Origin of the sequence: Nonomuraea sp. NPDC052129 (assembly GCF_040680095.1) — a bacterium.
In the GTDB taxonomy this organism is placed as follows: Bacteria; Actinomycetota; Actinomycetes; order Streptosporangiales; family Streptosporangiaceae; genus Nonomuraea.
Genome location: NZ_JBFAVX010000045.1, coordinates 18,295 through 36,064 on the forward strand (window position 1 = coordinate 18,295; position 17,770 = coordinate 36,064).

Below are 17,770 nucleotides of genomic sequence, written 5' to 3' on the forward strand. Positions count from 1 at the left end.
GGCCGCCTTACAAGGACGAGGTCCGAACTAAGCGAAGCTCTGACTTTCGGCAGGCGAGTTCAGATCGTCTCTACCCAGGTATTGGTCCATGTGTTCCGCCCGACGCGACCGTCGACCACGAGAGCGTGCTCTTTCTGGAATTGGCGGCAGATTTCTTCGCTTTTTGGCCCGTAGCTCCCGTCGACCATGAGGGGCCAGCCGCGCTTGTTAATCTCGTCCTGCCACTGCCGCACATCCTCGCCGTTCATGATCGGCGGCTGCTTGAGGACGCGACCGGGGAACGGCGGAGCCACCGCGCTCGGGGCCGTCCACGTCTTGTCCCACGTCGTCTCGTCGACGACGCCGGTGACCTGCAGGTGCTTCTCGGCCTGGAAGCTCTTGCAGAGACGCTCGCTCTCAGTTCCATAGATCCCGTCTACTTTGATGTGCCAGCCGCGGTCCTGCATCCGCTGCTGCCATTTCTTTACGGCGTCGCCCTGCTGAGGCTTTTTGATGATGCCGGGAAATGGCGGTGCCTGCAAAGTCGGCGTAATGGTCACGAGTCGTCCTCCGTCGAGTCGTCGGCAAGGGCGGCGTTGGTCCCGCTTTCCGGGGCAGGGTCATGACCCGTAATTCGCCGCCCTAATCCAGGTTTCCGGCAGGTGGATACCCGGCTCCCTCGGCGGTACTCTGGGGAAGCCGACGATTTAACTCGTTCTGGAAAATGTCGATACGACCTGTTGACACCAAGCCGAGGTCCGGCACCGACACGGTCTGGCTCGGAGCTCGGGCGGCGCGTGTCACGACGCACCCGCCGCCCCGCGCTTACAGGACCGGCAGGTAGCGGCCAAGCTCGAACTCGGTGACGTGGCGCCGGTATTCGCGCCACTCCGTCCGCTTGTTGCGCAGGAAGAAGTCGAAGACGTGCTCGCCCAGCGTCTCGGCCACCAGCTCGCTCTGCTCCATGACCGCGATGGCCTCGTCCAGCGACTGCGGCAGCGGCTGGATGCCCAGGGCGCGCCGCTCGGCGCTGGTGAGCGTCCATACGTTGTCCTCGGCGGCGGCCGGGAGCTCGTAGCCCTCCTCGATGCCCTTCAGGCCGGCCGAGAGGATCAGCGCGAAGGCCAGGTAGGGGTTGCAGGCCGAGTCGAGCGAGCGGAACTCGATGCGCGTCGAGCCGCCCTTGTGCGGCTTGTACATCGGCACTCGTACCAGCGCGGACCGGTTGTTGTGGCCCCAGCAGACGTAGGACGGCGCCTCGCCGCCCTGGCCCGCGATGGCCTCCGCGCCGCCCCAGAGGCGCTTGTAGGAGTTGACCCACTGGTTGGTGATGGCCGTGATCTCGGCGGCGTGCTTGAGCAGCCCCGCGATGAACGAGCGGCCGGTCTTGGAGAGCTGGTAGTCGGCACCGGCCTCGTAGAAGGCGTTGCGGTCGCCCTCGAACAGCGACATGTGGGTGTGCATGCCGGAGCCCGGGTGCTCGGTGAACGGCTTGGGCATGAAGGAGGCCCAGATGCCCTGCTCCAGCGCGACCTCCTTCATCACCAGCCGGAAGGTCATGATGTTGTCGGCCGTGGTGAGCGCGTCGGCGTAGCGCAGGTCGATCTCCTGCTGGCCGGGCGCGCCCTCGTGGTGGCTGAACTCGACCGAGATGCCCATCGACTCCAGCATCATGATCGCCTGGCGCCTGAAGTCGTGGCCAGAGCTGTGCGGGGTGTGGTCGAAGTAGCCGCCGGAGTCGATCGGCTCGGGGCGCTGACCCGGCTCGGGCCGGTTCTTCAGCAGGAAGAACTCGATCTCCGGGTGGGTGTAGAAGGTGAAGCCCATGTCAGCGCACTTGGCGAGCGTGCGCTTGAGCACCCAGCGCGGGTCGGCGTGCGACGGCGAGCCGTCCGGCATGAGGATGTCGCAGAAGATGCGGCCCGCGCCCGGCGTCTCACTGCGCCACGGCAGGATCTGGAACGTCGCCGGGTCCGGCTTGGCCAGCATGTCGGCCTCATAGACCCGGGCGAAGCCCTCGATGGCCGAGCCATCGAAGCCGATGCCCTCGGCGAAGGCGCCTTCGAGCTCGGCCGGGGCTATCGCCACCGACTTCAGGAAGCCGAGAACGTCGGTGAACCAGAGCCGGATGAACCGGATGTCGCGTTCCTCGAGCGTGCGGAGCACGAACTCCTGCTGGCGGTCCAAAGCATCCCCTAGCGAAGACAGTACTGAGTTCCCTATCAGGATGCCGTGTCCGTGTTTCGCACACGTTACGTGGGGTCCCGGTGCGAGCCTCGCTGACAAAGAGCCCGGCCGGACCTATCGTGATCACGCAGTCAGTCTCGGGGGAGGCATTGGTGGCTATCGACCTGCTCAATCACAAGCTTGATAGGGCTTTCGACCACATCGACGCGGGCGACGAGGGCGTCATCGAGCGTGTGGACCTGCTGGGGTTGGGTGCACGGCTCCTGGTGGGATTCGGAGAGTCCCCAACCTCGGTCACCGGCAGCGATCTCGTCGCCGGCTTCGACGGGATCTGGTCGACCCTGTCCGAAGTGCTCGGCCGGGACGCCGACTGCCAGATATTGCGGGAGGAGTTCCGCGAAGGCATGACGGCGGCGTTCGTCGAGGGCGACCTGTACGAGCCGGTGTTCCGGCCCGCCACGGCGGCCGTGGCCAGCCTCTGCGACGACGACGGCGACGGCCTGATCGGGCCCCGCGAGTTCCGTACGCTGCTGAGCGCCTTCGGCACCGCCTACGACGACGTGGACGAGGCATTCGACCGGCTCGACCGGGCGGGCAGGGGCGTGCTGACCGTGGACGAGCTGATCGTGGCCGCCCGGCAGTACTACGTCAGCGACGACCCGAGCGCCGCGGGCAACTGGCTCTTTGGTCCCCTATGAGTACCGACGTGATCACCTCGGTGCGCACCGCCCTGAGGTCGATGCTCCAGTGGAAGCCCCTGGCTCCCGGGCCGCGCCGCGGGGCGCCCGCCGCCACCACGCTGCTGGTGCTCACCGAGCGGGTGCCCGCCATGGCGGAGCCCTGCCGCATGCATCCGGCCGTGTACGCGATCGAGGCGGCCGTCCTTGACTGGGCCCGGCGGACCGATCTCCACGCGGGTCCCGGTGTGGGGTTCCACCGCATGGCGGGCCGCGCGTTCGCCGAGTTCGACGCGGCCGCGGCGGCGCTGTTCGCGCAGTGGCTGACCTGGCTGTTCAACCTCGACGACGAGCTCGACGAGGGGCCGGGCCGGCTGGAGGTCTTCCAGGGCCTGCTGGCGGGCGGCGCGGCCCACCCGCTGGAGGCGGCCTTCGCCGACCTGTGGCGGGTGACCAGTGCCCGGATGAGCGACCTGTGGCGGACCAGGTTCGCGGCCAACCTGCGGCGTCAGCACGACGCCTGCCGCATCGAGGCCGAGAACCGCGCCACGGGCCGCGTACCGACCCTGGAGCAGTATCCGGCGCTGCGCAGGGGGACCGTCGGCCCGTATCTCTACGACCTCGTGGAGCCGTGCCTGCGCGTGGAGGTGCCCGCGTGGGTGCACGCCTGCGAGCCGTGGCAGCAGCTCGTCGACGCCTGCACTGACGTGACCGCCTGGTGCAACGACGTGGCCTCACTGCCCAAGGAACGCGGCGACGGGCACAACCTCGTCGTGGTCGTGATGCACCAGCTCGGCCTGGACCAGCCGGAGGCCACGGCGTGGGTGCTCGACCGGATCGCCGAGCGCTGCCAGGACATGCGCGAGGCGGCCCGGCGCCTGCCGCTCGACACGCTCACGCCCAGGCTGGCGCGCGATGTGAGCAAGGTGGCGTGCGCCTACCTGGCCGCGCCGCGCGCCCACCTCGACTGGCTCCTGGAGTCGACCCGCTACACCTGACGACCGGCGATGGCGGGCGTGGGAGCAAGCATGGGGGCGGGCGTGCTCGCGGCCAGCGTGTCGCCCGCGGCGGTGCGGCGGTAGACGACCTGCTTGCCGACGCGCATCCCGACGGCCAGCCCGCCGCCGCTGAGCACGCCGAGGTGCTGGCTGATGGCGCCGGGCGTGAGCGACATGCGCCCGGCCAGCGCCGAGGTCGTGCTGGGCTCGGCCAGCGCGAGCAGGATCCGCGCCCGGCTGCGCCCGATGAGCGCTGCCAGCGCCTCGGGCGCGGGCGGCGGGCCCTGCTCCCACAGCGTCCCGACGCCCAGCACCGGATAGACCAGCATCGACTGGTACGGGGCCGACATCACGGCCACCGACGGCCAGTAGAACGCGCTCGGCACCAGCACCAGCCCGTCACCGTGCAGCCCGGCGCCGAGCCTGTCCATCGTGCACCACGGCCGGTCGATGTGCAGCCGCTCCCCCGTCCACGCCACGGCCGGATCGAGCGCGGCGAACAGCTCACGGGCACCGCCCTGGGCCAGCTGCCGCGACCTGCGCAGCACGTCGCGCTCCAGCAGCCCGTAGACGCGCGGCCAGAACTCGGCGAAGCACGTCTCCCAGTAGGCCTGCAGCGCGTCGGCGACCCGGGCCACGCCCGCCGCCGGGTCGGCCATGAACCGTTCGATCACCGCCCGGTCCGCTCCCCGTACCTCGGCCGCCTCGGCGCGGGCCCGTTCGGGCGGGGTGAGCCGTACGCGATCCAGCTCGGCGGTGAAGTCCGGCAGCGGCGTGTCGGGCGGCGGAGTGATGAAATCGGCGAGATAGCCACTCGGCGGGACGAGCGCGAACAACTCGGTCAGGTCCAGCTCCGCGAGGCGGGGGCGGACGCACTTGATCCACGGCAGGTGGATCGACTGCCTGGCCGGGTCCTGCAGCGTACGCAGGCTGGCGACCAGCTCCCACATCGGCGAGAACGCGAACCTGATCCGCGCGACGTCCTCCGGCCGCATCACCCACATCACCGACATACCTTTTAGTGTGCCCTAAATCGTTCGCGGCCACCAAAGGCGAAAGATCAGTCTTAGTCCCGTGACTAGCACTGTTGTTGAGAAGCAATCGTTCCTGAGGTCCCAGGTGGGCGGACTCCCCCGGCCGTTCTGGGCCCTGTGGAGCGGCACGCTGGTGAACCGCCTGGGCACCATGGTGATGCCGTTCACCGGCGTCTATCTGACACAAGCCAGAGGCGTCTCCGTGGCGGGCGCGGGGCTCGTGATGGCCGTGTTCGGCGCGGGGTCGCTGATCTCGCAGTTGCTCGGCGGGTGGCTGACCGACCGGATCGGGCGGCGGGCCACGCTGTCCGGCAGCATGATCGCCACCGCGGCCGCGATGCTGGCCCTGGGATACAGCACCTCCCTGGCCGCGATCACGACCTCGATGTTCGTGCTGGGGCTGGTGGTCGACGCCTACCGGCCCGCGTCCAACGCGCTGGTGGCGGACCTGGTCTCGCCGGTGGAACGGCCCAGGGCGTACGGGCTGCTGTTCTGGGCCATCAACCTCGGCTACGCGGTCGGGATGACGGCGGGCGGGTGGCTGGCCCAGCTCGGGTTCGGCTGGCTGTTCTGGATCGACGCCGTCAGCAGCGTGATCTTCGCCGTACTGGTCTGGCGGGCGGTCCCCGAGACGCGCACGGCCGAGCGGGAGTCGGCGGGCGGGTTCGGCGTCGTGCTGCGCGACCGGGTGATGGTCGCCTTCACGCTCGTCGTGCTGGGGCAGGCGCTGGTGTACATGCAGACGGTGACCATGCTGCCGGTCGCGATGGTCAAGCAGGCGGGGCTGTCCACCGGGGAGTTCGGGGTGGCGATGGCACTGAACGGGGTGCTGATCGTCATCGTGCAGCCGCTGGTGTCCGGCTGGATCGGCCGCCTGGACGCCGCCAGGACGCTCGCGCTGGGGCTGGCCATCACGGGGGCCGGGTTCGCGCTGACCGCCTTCGTCACCGATGCCGTCTGGCTGGGCGTCACCATCGCCGTCTGGACGGCCGGCGAGATCATGACGGCGGGCATCGCGGGGACCATCGTCGCGGCGCTGGCGCCCGCGCACCTGCGGGGGCGGTATTCGGGGCTGTTCGGGTTCGCGTGGTCGGTCGCCTCGGTGCTGGCGCCGCTGGCCGGTGGGGCGCTGCTGGACGTGGGGCCGCAGGCCCTGTGGTTCACGGTGGGCGGCGTCGGACTGCTGTCGGCGGTGGCCATGCTGGCGCTCGGCCCGGCGATCAGGCGGCGCGCCCTCCAGCCGGCTCTGTGAGCGAACCCACTTTTCGTCGCTTGGACGATAAAAACGGCACCGTACTAGGCTGACCTTTGTGGCACATCTCCGTATCGCGCTGGCACAGACCAATCCGACCGTAGGCGACCTCTCCGGCAACGCCGACCGACTGCTCACGTGGACCCGCGACGCCGCGGATCGCGGCGCGCACCTGGTCGTCTTCACGGAGATGTTCTTGACCGGCTATCCGGTGGAGGACCTGGTCCTGCGCACGTCCTTCGTGGACGCCAGCATCAGGACGCTGGGCGAGGTCGCGCTCAGACTGCGGGAGGAGGGGCTGGGCGAGCTGCCCGTGGTCGTCGGCTACGTCGACCGGGCGGGTCTCGCGCCGCGCATCGGCCAGCCCAAGGGCGCCTCACTCGACGCCGCCGCGGTGCTCTACCGGGGCGAGGTGGTCGTCCGCACGGCCAAGCACCACCTGCCCAACTACGGGGTGTTCGACGAATACCGCTACTTCGTGCGCGGCGACCGGCTGCCGATCTTCCGGCTGCACGGGGTCGACGTGGCGATCGCGGTCTGCGAGGACCTGTGGCAGGAGGGCGGCCCGGTGGCCGTGGTCGGCCAGGCGGGTGCCGGTCTGCTGGTCGCGCCCAACGCCTCGCCGTACGAGAAGGAGAAGGACGACGTACGCCTGGAGCTGTGCGCGCGCAGGGCGCGTGAGGCCGGGTGCGCGCTCGTCTACGTCAACCAGGTCGGCGGGCAGGACGAGCTGGTCTTCGACGGCGACTCGATCGTGGTGGACGCGGCGGGCGAGCTGGTAGCGCGCGCGGGGCAGTTCCGCGAGGAACTGCTCGTGGTGGACCTGGACCTCCCGGTCTCCACTGCCGAGACCGGGTCGTTCCCGTACGACACGGGCGACGGCTCCACCATCACCGTGGACCGCCTGGTGCTGTCGTCCGACCCGGTCGAGCCGCGCGAGCCCGTGCCCGCGCCGGTGGCCGAGCGCCTGGACCCGCACGCGGAGGTCTACTCGGCGCTGGTGCTCGCCGTACGCGACTACGTGGTCAAGAACGGCTTCCAGTCGGTGATCCTGGGCCTGTCCGGCGGCATCGACTCGGCGCTGACCGCGACCATCGCCTCCGACGCGGTCGGGCCCGACCGGGTCCACGTGGTGCTGATGCCCTCGCGCTACTCCTCCGACCACTCGCTCGGCGACGCCGAGGAGCTGGTACGCAGGCAGGGCATCAACGCCCAGGTAGTGCCGATCGGCGAGATCGTCGACGCCTTCGAGAAGGAGATCGACCTGTCCGGGCTGGCCGCCGAGAACCTGCAGGCCCGCGTCCGCGGCACGATCCTCATGGGCCTGTCCAACGAACACGGCCATCTGGTGCTGACGACCGGCAACAAGAGCGAGCTCGCGACGGGCTACTCCACGCTGTACGGCGACTCGGCGGGCGGCTTCGCCCCGATCAAGGACGTACCGAAGACGATGGTGTGGGAGCTGTCCCGCTGGCGCAACGCCCACGGCGACCCGTCGTTCCGCCTCGACGCCGAACGGCCCATCCCGGAGAACTCGATCACCAAGGAGCCGAGCGCCGAACTGCGGCCCGACCAGCGCGACACCGACTCGCTGCCGCCGTACGAGGTGCTGGACCGGCTGCTCGACGACTACGTCGAGAAGGACATGGGCGTACAGGAGCTCATCGCGGCCGGCCACGACCCCGCCCTGGTGACGCGCATCATCCGGCTGGTGGACACGGCGGAGTACAAGCGCCGGCAGTACCCGCCGGGCCCGAAGATCACCCCGAAGAACTTCGGCCGCGACCGCCGCCTCCCCATCACCAACAGGTGGCGCGAAACCACCTCCTAAGGCATGGTCCTCATCACGGAGGCGCTGCGCGCCCATGGCTCGGGCAGCGCCTCCCAGGGGGCTGCCGCCCCCTTCGACCCCCGACAAGCATGGTCCTCGCTGCGCTCGGGCAGTCTCACGGGAGGCTTCGCCCCTTGGCGAGAGGGCTTGCCAGCCCCCTCGCGCTCCCCCGGCCCGAGGCCAGTGGGACACCTCTTTCCACCAGCCAGGGGCGTCATGACCGCTCGCTAATGCTGTGGCCGCATAGGTTCGCCGCGTTGGGGCAGGGGGCTCCCCTTCGCCGCGCAGGCGACTGGCGCCCTGGAACGCTCACGCAGGAAAACCGTGTTACCGCAATACGGAGGAGTCACCGGTGGTCGGGTGAGCCTGTCGTCGGGAGAGGGCCAGTCTGCGTCGCTCCCGGTCGATTTCGGTGACGACGACCGTGACTTCATCGCCGACCTGGACGACATCCGACGGAGCTTCCACGGGCGTCCATGTGAGCTCTCGTAGGTGGACCAGTCCTTCGATTCCGTCGGCGACCTGAACGAAGACGCCGAACGGGACCAGCTTGGTGACCTGTCCATGTAGTTTCCGGCCCACCGCATTGCCGTCGGCGAACGCCTGGAAGGGGTCCGGCTGCATCGCTCGCAAAGACAGTCTGGCCTCTAGGTTCCATGTGTCGAACTGGAGGAACTCACATGAAACGCGCTGTCCGACCTGAACGACGTCCGAAGCTGCTTCGAAGCGCCGCCAGGACAACTCGGGGATCGTGATGAACCCGACGCCTGGGAAGACCGGGTGGTCGGGGCCGTCGTCCAGCACCACGAACACGCCGAACCGTTCGATCGCTGTGACGGTGCCGGAAAGGATCTCGCCGCAGTGCAGTGATTCCAGGAACGCCCAGAGTTCTGGGTTCTCAGACGGTCCGCCCATCCCAATCATGCCGCCCAGCCTTTCATGAGCTGTGCTCTGGTCAGGAGGTGTGCTCACGCTGCGGTCTTGAAGGGACGTGCGCTGCACCGAATCCACGTCTCCAGAGGTCGGATCGGACGTCACCGCTCATCCAACCGCCCCGACTACCAACCCGGCGAACCTACACGGCCACCGCACTAAGCGGACTTCGTCGATCCTTCACCGGAGACGCCTTCGACCAGGCGTGCGATCTCCACCTGGCATACGCCGCCGCCTGATCACCCACAACCCCATCAGCCCCGAAGGACTTCGGGGCCGGACCCCACTGCGCCCTGCGGCTCGCTCACGCCCTGACTCGTGCTCACTTTTCGTGATTGTGCTAGCGCGGAGAGCGACGACATGTTGTCATTGGTCTCGCCCCTTCCCTCCGGACGAGAACCTCCGATGCCACCACGTTCCCGTGCCCGCACCGCCGCACTCCCCCGGACACAGAAAGAGCCGCGGAAAGAGAAGTCATCCCGAGTAGAGGAGCCCCGCAGGCGGGTCGATCGCCACACCTTCCTGATGTGGCTGGCCGGAGCCGTGCTGATCCCCGCCATCGCCGCGATACCCGCCTATGTGCGCTTCCTCGGCGACGACACACCGCCATCGCAGACCGCGAAGGTGGCACAGGCACCGCTCCCATCCTTCGAAAAGGCCAGAAAGATCACCTATGCGGGTTCCGGTGTGCTCTACGCGATCTTCGCCGACGGAACCCTCCGCCGATTCGTCCACACCGATCCCGAGAACGGCGTCGCCAAGTGGCTGACCCCAAAGGGAGAGGAACTAGGCGGCGGCTGGAACCGATTCCGCTGGCTGGAGGCAGGAGCGGACGGTTCCCTTTATGGGGTGGACGCGTCAGGCGACCTGTTCCTCTTCAAATACCAGCCGGGCGCACGTCTGGAAGCCGACTCCGGCCAGGGTATCGGGCATGGGTTCAACGCATTCAGGGATTTCACCGCCGCCCCCGGAAACGGCTCGGACCAGATCTTCTACGGCCTCCGGCCCAACGGCCAACTCTGCTGGTATCGCTATCTGGGACCGGACGCCGCCGATCCATGGGTGAACGCCGGTCGCTGCAAGGTGGTCAAGCGGGGCTGGCAACGCTACCGCCGCCTCGTCGCATTGGAAGACGGCGTCCTGTTCACCATCGACGCACGCGGAGAGCTGTCCTGGCACCGCCAGCGCGCACCCGAGAAAGGCGGCCGGACCTGGTTCAGAGACGATTACGAACCCAACGGCACCGGATGGCTGATCCACCAGGACGAGACGGCCTACCGGGGCGTCTTTTACGTCCTGCTCCGCAGCGGCGAGCTCAGATGGTTCAAATATCTCGAACCAGGCGTTTACAAGCCGGGCTACACCGGGTGGACATACCTCGGCAGTCCACGTTTCCTCACCGGACAGATCTCCGGTTAAGAGGACCGTCTCCTCGCCTCCACCCGCACGCAGGGGACATATCCCCCTGAAAGACGGTCAGGTGACCCGGTGGTCAAGCTCAAATTCGGGAGCAGTCATTTCCGGCTCCGAGCGTTTCACGGTCGTCAGGCGAAGCGGCGCTCACGCCTCGGGAATCACGATCCCCAGGCTGATCGGGTCTCGCTCGTCGGGGTCCGGACCGCTGCGCACGCCGGTGTCGAGCGCGTCGACGCGGGCGATCTCCTCGGCTGACAGTTCGAAGTCGAACACATCGAAGTTCTCGGCGATGCGGGCGGGATTGACGGACTTCGGGATGGCGGAACGCCCCTGCTGCAGGTGCCAGCGGAGCATGACCTGCGCCGGCGTCTTCCCGTGCGCGTCGGCGATCTCGCCCAGCACCGGATCGGAAAGCACGCTTCTGCGGTGCTCCCCCCAGCCGGGATAGAAGGTGATGCCGCCGATGGGCGACCACGCCTGGGTGAGGATGCCGTACTCGGAGTCGGCCTGCCGCACCTCGGGCTGGGTGAAGTAGGGGTGCAGCTCGATCTGGTTCACCGCGGGCACGACATCGGTGCGTTCGATCAGCTCGGCCAGGTGCCGGGGCATGAAGTTGCTGATCCCGATGGAGCGGACCTTGCCGTCGGACAGAAGTTTCTCGAGCGCTCGAGAGGCGGCGATGGTCGCGTCGAATCCCTTCGGTGCCGGCTGGTGCAGGATCAGGAGGTCGATCTGCTCCACACCGAGCTTCCCGGCGGCCTTGTCGAAGGCATGCAGAGTCCGGTCGTACCCGTAGTCGCTCACCCAGACCTTGGTCTCGATGAACACCTCCGAGCGGTCCAGCCCCGAACGCCGGATGCCCTCGCCCACCTCACGCTCGTTGCCGTAAGCGGCGGCGGTGTCGATGTGCCGGTAGCCCGTCTTCAGCGCGGTCTCGACCGCCGCGGCGGTCTCTTCCGGGGACGACTGGAAGACGCCGAAGCCGAGAGCCGGCATCACGACGCCGTTGTTCAACTGGAGAGAAGTAGTGGTCATGACATCCACCGTAGGAAGCCCCGGCCGTGCGAGGGAGAGCACGCCAGTACCTCCCTGGCCAGGAATAGATGGAGCGCCGAGCTGACAGCCCTGGGAACAGCTCCCCAGCAGGTCGGATGGGGGACCTTGCCAGTACCCCTCACAGCGCAGACTCCCACGTCACAGCCGTTTCCCGTGCCAATGCCCCGCTCTTCTCAAGCGTCCACGTGCTTCCTCAGCAAAGACAGTCGACAACCTCTCCCAAACCATCCGCGACCTTTGCCACCCTCGGCCTCCACGTGACCAAGGAGCCGATAAATATCAACGATGCCGAGGCCCTGACCCATACACTCCGACGATGATGGATGTGATCTTCCCTCCCAAGCTGACCGACGGCGACGTCATACGAGTGGTGGCACCGGCTGTGTCCCGCGCGTTCGTGATGGAACACGACCACACCGACATCATCAACACTCGATTCGCCGAACTCGGCCTGACGCTCTCCTATGGCAGCCATGTCGACGAGCGAGACGCGTTCAACTCCTCCAGCATCGCCTCACGCGTCACCGACCTGCACGAGGCATTCGCGGACCCATCGGTCGCGGCGATTCTGACGGTCATCGGCGGCTACAACTCCAATGAGCTCCTGCCGTACCTGGACTGGGAATTGATCCGCGCCAACCCGAAAATCTTGTGCGGATACTCCGATATCACGGCGCTGCAGAACGCCATCCTCGCCCGCACCGGGTTGGTCACCTACTCCGGCCCGCACTGGTCGACGTTCGGAATGCGAGACCACCTCGAGCAGACCCTGCGCTGGTTCACCTCGGTCATGTTCGACACCGCTCCGATCACCCTGACCCCGGCAGCGCATTGGAGCGACGATCTCTGGTTCCTCGACCAGGACAAGCGCGAGCTGACACCCAACGAGGGATGGTGGCCGATCCGGCCCGGCATCGCCGAGGGGCGAATCGTCGGCGGCAATCTGTGCACCCTCCACCTGCTGCAAGGCACCGCCTTCATGCCATCTCTCGACGACGCGATACTGATCATCGAGGACGACTTCGAGTCGCAGCCGGCGACCTTCGCCCGCAATCTGACCTCGCTGCTACAGCTTCCCGATGCTCCGCGGATTCGAGGACTGGCGATCGGACGGTTCCAGCGCGCCAGCAATATGACCCGCCCATTGCTGGAACAGATCATCGACGCCCAGCCGACACTGACCGGCATCCCCGTCCTCGCCAACATCGACGTCGGCCATACCAACCCCTTGACCACCTTTCCGGTCGGCGGCCAAGCCCAGCTCACCGTCGCCAACGGCCAGACAGGCCTGACGCTCCTCCGTCACTGACCGGGGGCTGGCCGACACGAACCGCTTGCCGCGCCCGCCGGGCGAGTGGCAGCTTGATCGCCATGACTGCTGTGCCCCCGGCCTGGGTTGACGACCTATTCCCTTTTCCTACGCCGCCCGCGCTCGCCAAACTGGTCGACATCGCCTGGCCGCACGCCTTCATCGACGAGGAGGTGTACGACGACGAACTCCTGACAACGCACTACGACTTCATGTTCGACCTGGAATCCGTTCCCCGCGCTCCCGACGGCTGGGAAGACGCCTATCCAGGTCCGGCGTGGCGAGGGGACCACGTGCCGTTGTTCGCCACGCCGGATTATCTGCAATTCGGCCATCTGGGCAATGGCACCTACGTCGGCTGGGTGGTGCCCGCGCCGGAACTGGGCGGTACCGACCACCCTGTCGCCCTCTTCGGTCAGGAACCCGGAGGACGCGTCATCGCCAGGGACACCCGGGCCGGCCTGGAGTGGATGCTCTCGTTCGGTCTCCGCAGAGAGAACCTCCGCGACGACGACCGTTCCCTCATCGCCCACGTCGCCGCCGAGCTCGACCTCGACCCCGCCCCTGAACGCGCCATCACCCCGGACGGTTTCGACGCGGTGGTGCCCCTTGAGCTCACAGTCCCGTCCGGATGGAGACACGAGCCCGGCGCGTACGGAATCGGACCCGGGGTACTGGCCCCGGCGGACGCGTTCGCCCCCGATGGCCCCATGGACTCCTACCGGCTGGACGACGTCCTCGCCGACGCCGGCCAACTGCTGGACGCGGGGTTCCCGGCAACCGCCCTGCACGGAATCATGGACGCGTTCCACCGCGACATCGCCCACTTTTCCATCCTGCTCCCCCTCTGGACGCGCGCCTACCAGGACCTGGGCCGACCGCAATTCACGACCCGGCTCGATCACATGCTGCCGATGTACGAAGGCCTGCAGCCGCCTTCGTGATTCGCGGAACTCCGCGGCAGCGCCCCGAGCTTCCTCAAGAGGTCCTCGCGCCAACGCGAATGACCAGCAAGTTCGATGAGTTGGCAAAAGACAGGTCGCCTCAAGTTCGCTCGACAGTACGCGGCGGCCGCCGACTGGCAACCAATCTCAAAAATGCGTATTCACGTACATGTCGTCCCGCATACCGGCGGATCTCCGGGCAGGCGACTCTTCTGCTCTTCTGCCATGACGTCCTTGAGGAGAAGAGGCGGCCATGGACGCCTTGAACATCGACACCAGCTCGGAAGCCCGTACCGAGCAGCTCGTCGAGCGACTGTTGGACACCACCATCGGCGCCCTCGAACTCTTCTCGGTCTACCTGGGAGCCGAACTCGGCCTCTACCGCGTACTGGAACAACGGGGTCCCCTGACCGCCGCGCAGCTCGGCGAGCAGGCCGGGATCGCGGCGCGTTACGCCCGCGAATGGCTGGACCAGCAGGCCGTGGCCGGCTTTCTGCAGGTCGAACCGGGCCTCCCCGAGGCCGCCGACAGGGAACGGCGCTATCGCCTGGACCCCGCGTACGCCCGTGTGCTGACGCACGCCGACGACCCCGCGCATGTGGCGCCGTTGGCCCACATGCTCGCTGGAATCGGCGGCGTCCTGACCGAGGTGGCACAGGCCTACCGCACCGGTGACGGCGTTCCCTACCAGGACTACGGCCACGCCTTCCGGCACGGCCAGGGCCACATCAACCGCCCCGCCTTCACCCACGAACTGCCCACGGACTGGCTGGCCGCGATGCCGGACGTCGTGGACCGCCTGGAGGCGGCGCCGCACCCGCACATCGCCGACGTCGGCTGCGGGCAGGGATGGTCGACCCTGGCCATGGCTCGCGCCTTCCCCAGCGCGTGGGTGGACGGCCTCGACCTGGACGCGGCCTCAATCGCCGACGCCCGCCGCCACGCCGCCGACTGCGACCTCGAAGATGGCGATCTCGAAGGACGGGTGCGCTTCGTGCACGCCGACGCCCAGCGCCTGCCCGACACCGGCCCGTACGACCTCGTACTCATCCTGGAAGCCCTGCACGACCTGCCCCAACCGGTCCAGGTGCTACGGGCCGTCCACACGGCCCTAATCCCTGGCGGCACGGTGCTCGTCGTCGACGAGCGGGTGGCCGACCGCTTCAGCGCGCCCGGCGACAAGGTCGAAAGGATGATGTACGGCTGGAGCGTCACCCACTGCCTGCCCGCACAACTCGCCGAGAAGCCTTCGGCGGCCACGGGCACGGTACTGCGCGCGGAGACCGTCGGAGAGTGGGCGCGTGAGTCCGGTTTCGCCCGATGCACCGTGCTGCCGGTCGACAACGACTTCTTCCGCCTGTACCGACTCGACACCTGAGTGGCGCTGTTCTGCCGCGCAGAACTCCGGCTCCGTGCGAATTCGACCTGGCCACTCGACAAGACACCCCCAGGTGTTCAGGTCCCGCTAGTCATGGATCGGAGGGCGTCGGTGACGTGCCCGCGGGCGAGCCTGACGCCGCGCGGATGGTTCCAGCCGATCGCCGCGGTGGGGACGCCGTCCGCTTCGGCCAGGGCGGCGAACCGGCCGCTGCCCGGCTCTCCGTCAAGGGGGCGCAGGCGGGCGCCGGGTGGAATGTGGCCGTGCATCTGGAGCTTGACGTCGTACTGGTCGGTCCAGAAGTACGGGATCGGGGTGTACGGCGCGCCGTCGCCCATGATGTCGGCGGCCACGGCCATGGCTTGCTGGGTGGCGTTGGTGCGGTTCTCCAGGCGGATGCTCGTCCCCAGGAGCTCGTGGTGCCAGCGGGCCACGTCGCCGACGGCGTACACGCCCGGTGCGGCCCGGCAGTGGGAGTCACACTCGATGCCGTCGGTGAGCGACAGGCCGCTTCCGGCCAGCCAGCCGGTGGCCGGGACGGACCCGACGGCGATCACCACCACGTCGGCGGGGACACTCTCGCCGCTGGTCAACTCGACCGCACCGACCCGCTCGGCCGGACCACCCCCGCCCAGACGATCCGCACCCGGGCCGTCCCTGCCCGGATCATCTCCGGCAGCCGCTCCCGTCAGGCCGGCCACGCCCACCCCGGTGCATACCCGGACTCCATGGCTTTCGTGGAGTGCCCCCACCAGGTTGCCGAGCTCGTCGCCCAGCTGGCGGACCATCACGGTCGGCAGGGGGTCGACGAGCGTGACCTCAGCGCGCAGGGTGCGAGCGGTGGCGGCGATCTCGCAGCCGAGCACGCCCGCGCCGATGACCGCGACCCGCCGTGCCCCGCGCAGCCGCTCGCGCAGGGCCAGGGCATCGTCGAGGGTGCGCAACGTATGCACGCCGACAAGGTCCTGAGTGGGCGACGTGTGCACGTCGGCAAGGTCCCCCAGGAACGGCGGCCGGCGCGGGCTCAGCCCGGTGGCGATGACGAGCGTGTCGTAGGACAGCGTCCGCCCGTCGTCGAGATCCACCGTACGGGCGGCGGTGTCGAGCCGTTCGGCGCGGCGGCCGAGGATGAACTCGGCGCCGAGCGCGTCGAGCCGGGCGGGGTCGCGCAGGAAGACGCGTTCGGCGGGCCAGGATCCGGCCAGCACCTCCTTCGACAGCGGTGGCCGGTCATAGGGCAAATGCGGCTCCTGACCGACCAGCCGGATCTGCCCGGCGTACCCCTTGGCCCGCAACACCTCCGCCACGGTGAGCCCCCCGGCCGAGGCGCCGACGATGAGCACACCGCTCACGGCTCCTCCGTCAAAGCGATGGCCGTGGCCGGGCACAGCAGCGCGGCCTCGCGGACGGCCGCGTGGAGTTCGGGCGGCGGTGCGGGGTCGAGCAGGACCACTACGCCGTCGTCGGGGTGCTGGTCGAACACTTCAGGAGCGCTGAGCACGCACATGCCCGCGGCGCAGCAGCGTTCCGGGTCCACGTCGATGTGCATCACACCACGTCCCAGGTGACCGGGAGCCGGTGCACGCCGTGGATCATCATGTCGGTGCGCAGCGGCACCTCCTCGGCCGGTACGTCCAGGCGCAGCGTCGGGAACCGCTCGAACAGCGCGGGCAGGCCGACCTGCAGCTCGACGCGGGCCAGCTGCTGGCCCAGGCACTGGTGGACGCCATGGCCGAAGGTCACGTGCCCGGTGGCCGGGCTGCTCAGATCGAGCACATCGGGATCGGCGAACTGGTGCGGGTCGTGGTTGGCCGCCGGGATCGACACGGTGACGGTCTGACCGGCCTTGATCAGCTGCCCGCCGAGCTCGACGTCCTCCAATGCGGCCCGGCTCAGGCCGGGGACGATGCTCAGGTAGCGCAGCAGTTGCTCGACGGCCTTGCCGGCGTCGGCGCGCAGGAACGCGAGCTGGTCGGGGTGGCTCATCAGGGCGAAGGCACTCAGGGCGAGCATGTTCGCGGTGGTGTCGAGCCCGGCGCCCAGGAGGATGACGCCGATGACGGACAGCTCGTCGTCGGTCAGGTCGCTGTCGTTGGCCAGGCCGCTGAACAGGTCGTCGGTGGGCTCGGCGCGCTTGGCCACCACCAGGTCGCGCATGTACCCCTGCACCACGGTAAGGGCGGCGACCTTCTCCTCCGGCGTTTTGCCCATGCCCCCGAGCACGGCCGTGTGGTGCTGGAACTCGGCCCGATCGGCGGTCGGAACGCCCAGCAGTTCGCAGATCATCAGAGCCGGGAGTGGCTGCGCGAACGCCTCCACCAGGTCCACCGGCGGGCCGTGCCGCTCCATCGCGTCCAGGTGTTCGGCGGTGATCTGCTCGATCCGGCCCGTGAGCTGGCGCATCCGGCGGACGGTGAACTGGCCGGTGAGCAGCTGACGGTAGCGGGTGTGCTCGGGCGGGTCCATCGAGATGAAGCCTCCGGGCGGCGCCGGCTGGGGCTTCGCGCTGAGAGCCGACCCGGCGAACGGGCTGTGGATGAGCTCGGCCCGGTGGCTGAACCGCTTGTCGGCCAAGACCTCGCGGACCAGGTCGCGCCTGGTCACCAGCCAGCCGATATGGCCGTCGGGGTAGGCCAGCGGGGCCACGGGATGTTCGGCGCGCAGGTGCCCGAGCTCTTCGGGCGGGTCGAAAGGACAGCCTGGGCGACGCGTCATCGGAATCGGGATCGGGCTCGGGTACGAGGGTGCGGACATCTCATTCCTCTCTGGTCTGGAG

General features: G+C 68.5%; 16 protein-coding genes. 8 read left to right on the top strand and 8 right to left on the bottom strand.

Going from position 1 to position 17,770, the window contains the following annotated elements:
• Positions 1-59: 59 nt before the first annotated feature.
• Complete coding sequence (locus tag AB0L53_RS52980) at positions 60-539, bottom strand: peptidoglycan-binding protein (RefSeq protein ID WP_364012659.1); 480 nt, start codon at positions 537-539, stop codon at positions 60-62.
• 265 nt (positions 540-804) lie between these two features.
• Positions 805-2,166, bottom strand: coding sequence for a type I glutamate--ammonia ligase (glnA, locus tag AB0L53_RS52985; protein ID WP_358538799.1), 1,362 nt, complete (start codon positions 2,164-2,166; stop codon positions 805-807).
• Between the two features lie 152 nt (positions 2,167-2,318).
• On the opposite strand from glnA, the gene AB0L53_RS52990 reads away from it, so the two are divergent.
• Positions 2,319-2,864, top strand: a complete 546-nt coding sequence (locus AB0L53_RS52990) for a hypothetical protein (protein ID WP_364012662.1) — start codon at positions 2,319-2,321, stop codon at positions 2,862-2,864.
• The gene (locus tag AB0L53_RS52995; RefSeq protein ID WP_364012665.1) at positions 2,861-3,841 is read left to right on the top strand and encodes a terpene synthase family protein; all 981 of its coding nucleotides are present in this window, start codon (positions 2,861-2,863) and stop codon (positions 3,839-3,841) included. Before AB0L53_RS52990 ends, AB0L53_RS52995 begins: the two co-directional genes overlap by 4 nt.
• Here AB0L53_RS52995 and AB0L53_RS53000 read toward each other — a convergent pair.
• Complete coding sequence (locus AB0L53_RS53000) at positions 3,832-4,854, bottom strand: DUF5937 family protein (protein WP_364012667.1); 1,023 nt, start codon at positions 4,852-4,854, stop codon at positions 3,832-3,834. The two genes, AB0L53_RS52995 and AB0L53_RS53000, sit on opposite strands and share 10 nt — an antisense overlap.
• A gap of 61 nt (positions 4,855-4,915) precedes the next feature.
• On the opposite strand from AB0L53_RS53000, the gene AB0L53_RS53005 reads away from it, so the two are divergent.
• Both AB0L53_RS53005 and AB0L53_RS53010 read left to right on the top strand, forming a co-directional pair.
• Positions 4,916-6,127 (top strand): MFS transporter, encoded by a 1,212-nt coding sequence (locus tag AB0L53_RS53005; protein WP_358188512.1) that lies wholly within the window; start codon positions 4,916-4,918, stop codon positions 6,125-6,127.
• Between the two features lie 58 nt (positions 6,128-6,185).
• Positions 6,186-7,958, top strand: coding sequence for an NAD+ synthase (locus AB0L53_RS53010; protein ID WP_364012670.1), 1,773 nt, complete (start codon positions 6,186-6,188; stop codon positions 7,956-7,958).
• A 327-nt stretch (positions 7,959-8,285) separates the two neighbouring features.
• Here the strand turns inward: AB0L53_RS53010 and AB0L53_RS53015 are convergent, their stop codons facing one another.
• On the bottom strand, positions 8,286-8,996 hold the full coding sequence (locus tag AB0L53_RS53015; protein ID WP_364012673.1) for a S1 RNA-binding domain-containing protein: 711 nt from the start codon (positions 8,994-8,996) through the stop codon (positions 8,286-8,288).
• Positions 8,997-9,416: 420 nt separating this feature from the next.
• Here AB0L53_RS53015 and AB0L53_RS53020 point away from each other — a divergent pair, with 420 nt between their 5' ends.
• Positions 9,417-10,310 carry a tachylectin-related carbohydrate-binding protein gene (locus tag AB0L53_RS53020; protein ID WP_364012676.1) on the top strand — a complete coding sequence of 298 codons (894 nt, stop codon included), beginning with the start codon at positions 9,417-9,419 and terminating at the stop codon, positions 10,308-10,310.
• Between the two features lie 141 nt (positions 10,311-10,451).
• Here AB0L53_RS53020 and AB0L53_RS53025 read toward each other — a convergent pair whose 3' ends face one another.
• Positions 10,452-11,342 carry an aldo/keto reductase gene (locus tag AB0L53_RS53025; RefSeq protein ID WP_364012679.1) on the bottom strand — a complete coding sequence of 297 codons (891 nt, stop codon included), beginning with the start codon at positions 11,340-11,342 and terminating at the stop codon, positions 10,452-10,454.
• A gap of 340 nt (positions 11,343-11,682) precedes the next feature.
• Here AB0L53_RS53025 and AB0L53_RS53030 point away from each other — a divergent pair, with 340 nt between their 5' ends.
• From AB0L53_RS53030 to AB0L53_RS53040, 3 genes are all read left to right on the top strand, one after another.
• Positions 11,683-12,672 carry a S66 peptidase family protein gene (locus tag AB0L53_RS53030; RefSeq protein WP_364012873.1) on the top strand — a complete coding sequence of 330 codons (990 nt, stop codon included), beginning with the start codon at positions 11,683-11,685 and terminating at the stop codon, positions 12,670-12,672.
• 62 nt (positions 12,673-12,734) lie between these two features.
• Positions 12,735-13,616, top strand: a complete 882-nt coding sequence (locus AB0L53_RS53035) for a hypothetical protein (protein ID WP_364012682.1) — start codon at positions 12,735-12,737, stop codon at positions 13,614-13,616.
• Between the two features lie 253 nt (positions 13,617-13,869).
• Positions 13,870-14,994, top strand: a complete 1,125-nt coding sequence (locus tag AB0L53_RS53040; RefSeq protein ID WP_364012685.1) for a class I SAM-dependent methyltransferase — start codon at positions 13,870-13,872, stop codon at positions 14,992-14,994.
• 77 nt (positions 14,995-15,071) lie between these two features.
• Here AB0L53_RS53040 and AB0L53_RS53045 read toward each other — a convergent pair whose 3' ends face one another.
• The 3 genes from AB0L53_RS53045 to AB0L53_RS53055 are packed head-to-tail and all read right to left on the bottom strand — an operon-like array spanning position 15,072 to position 17,709.
• Positions 15,072-16,346, bottom strand: coding sequence for an FAD-dependent oxidoreductase (locus AB0L53_RS53045; protein WP_364012688.1), 1,275 nt, complete (start codon positions 16,344-16,346; stop codon positions 15,072-15,074).
• Positions 16,343-16,543, bottom strand: coding sequence for a ferredoxin (locus tag AB0L53_RS53050; RefSeq protein ID WP_364012691.1), 201 nt, complete (start codon positions 16,541-16,543; stop codon positions 16,343-16,345). Before AB0L53_RS53050 ends, AB0L53_RS53045 begins: the two co-directional genes overlap by 4 nt.
• Positions 16,543-17,709 carry a cytochrome P450 gene (locus AB0L53_RS53055; protein WP_364012694.1) on the bottom strand — a complete coding sequence of 389 codons (1,167 nt, stop codon included), beginning with the start codon at positions 17,707-17,709 and terminating at the stop codon, positions 16,543-16,545. Before AB0L53_RS53055 ends, AB0L53_RS53050 begins: the two co-directional genes overlap by 1 nt.
• Between the last annotated feature and the right edge of the window lie 61 nt (positions 17,710-17,770).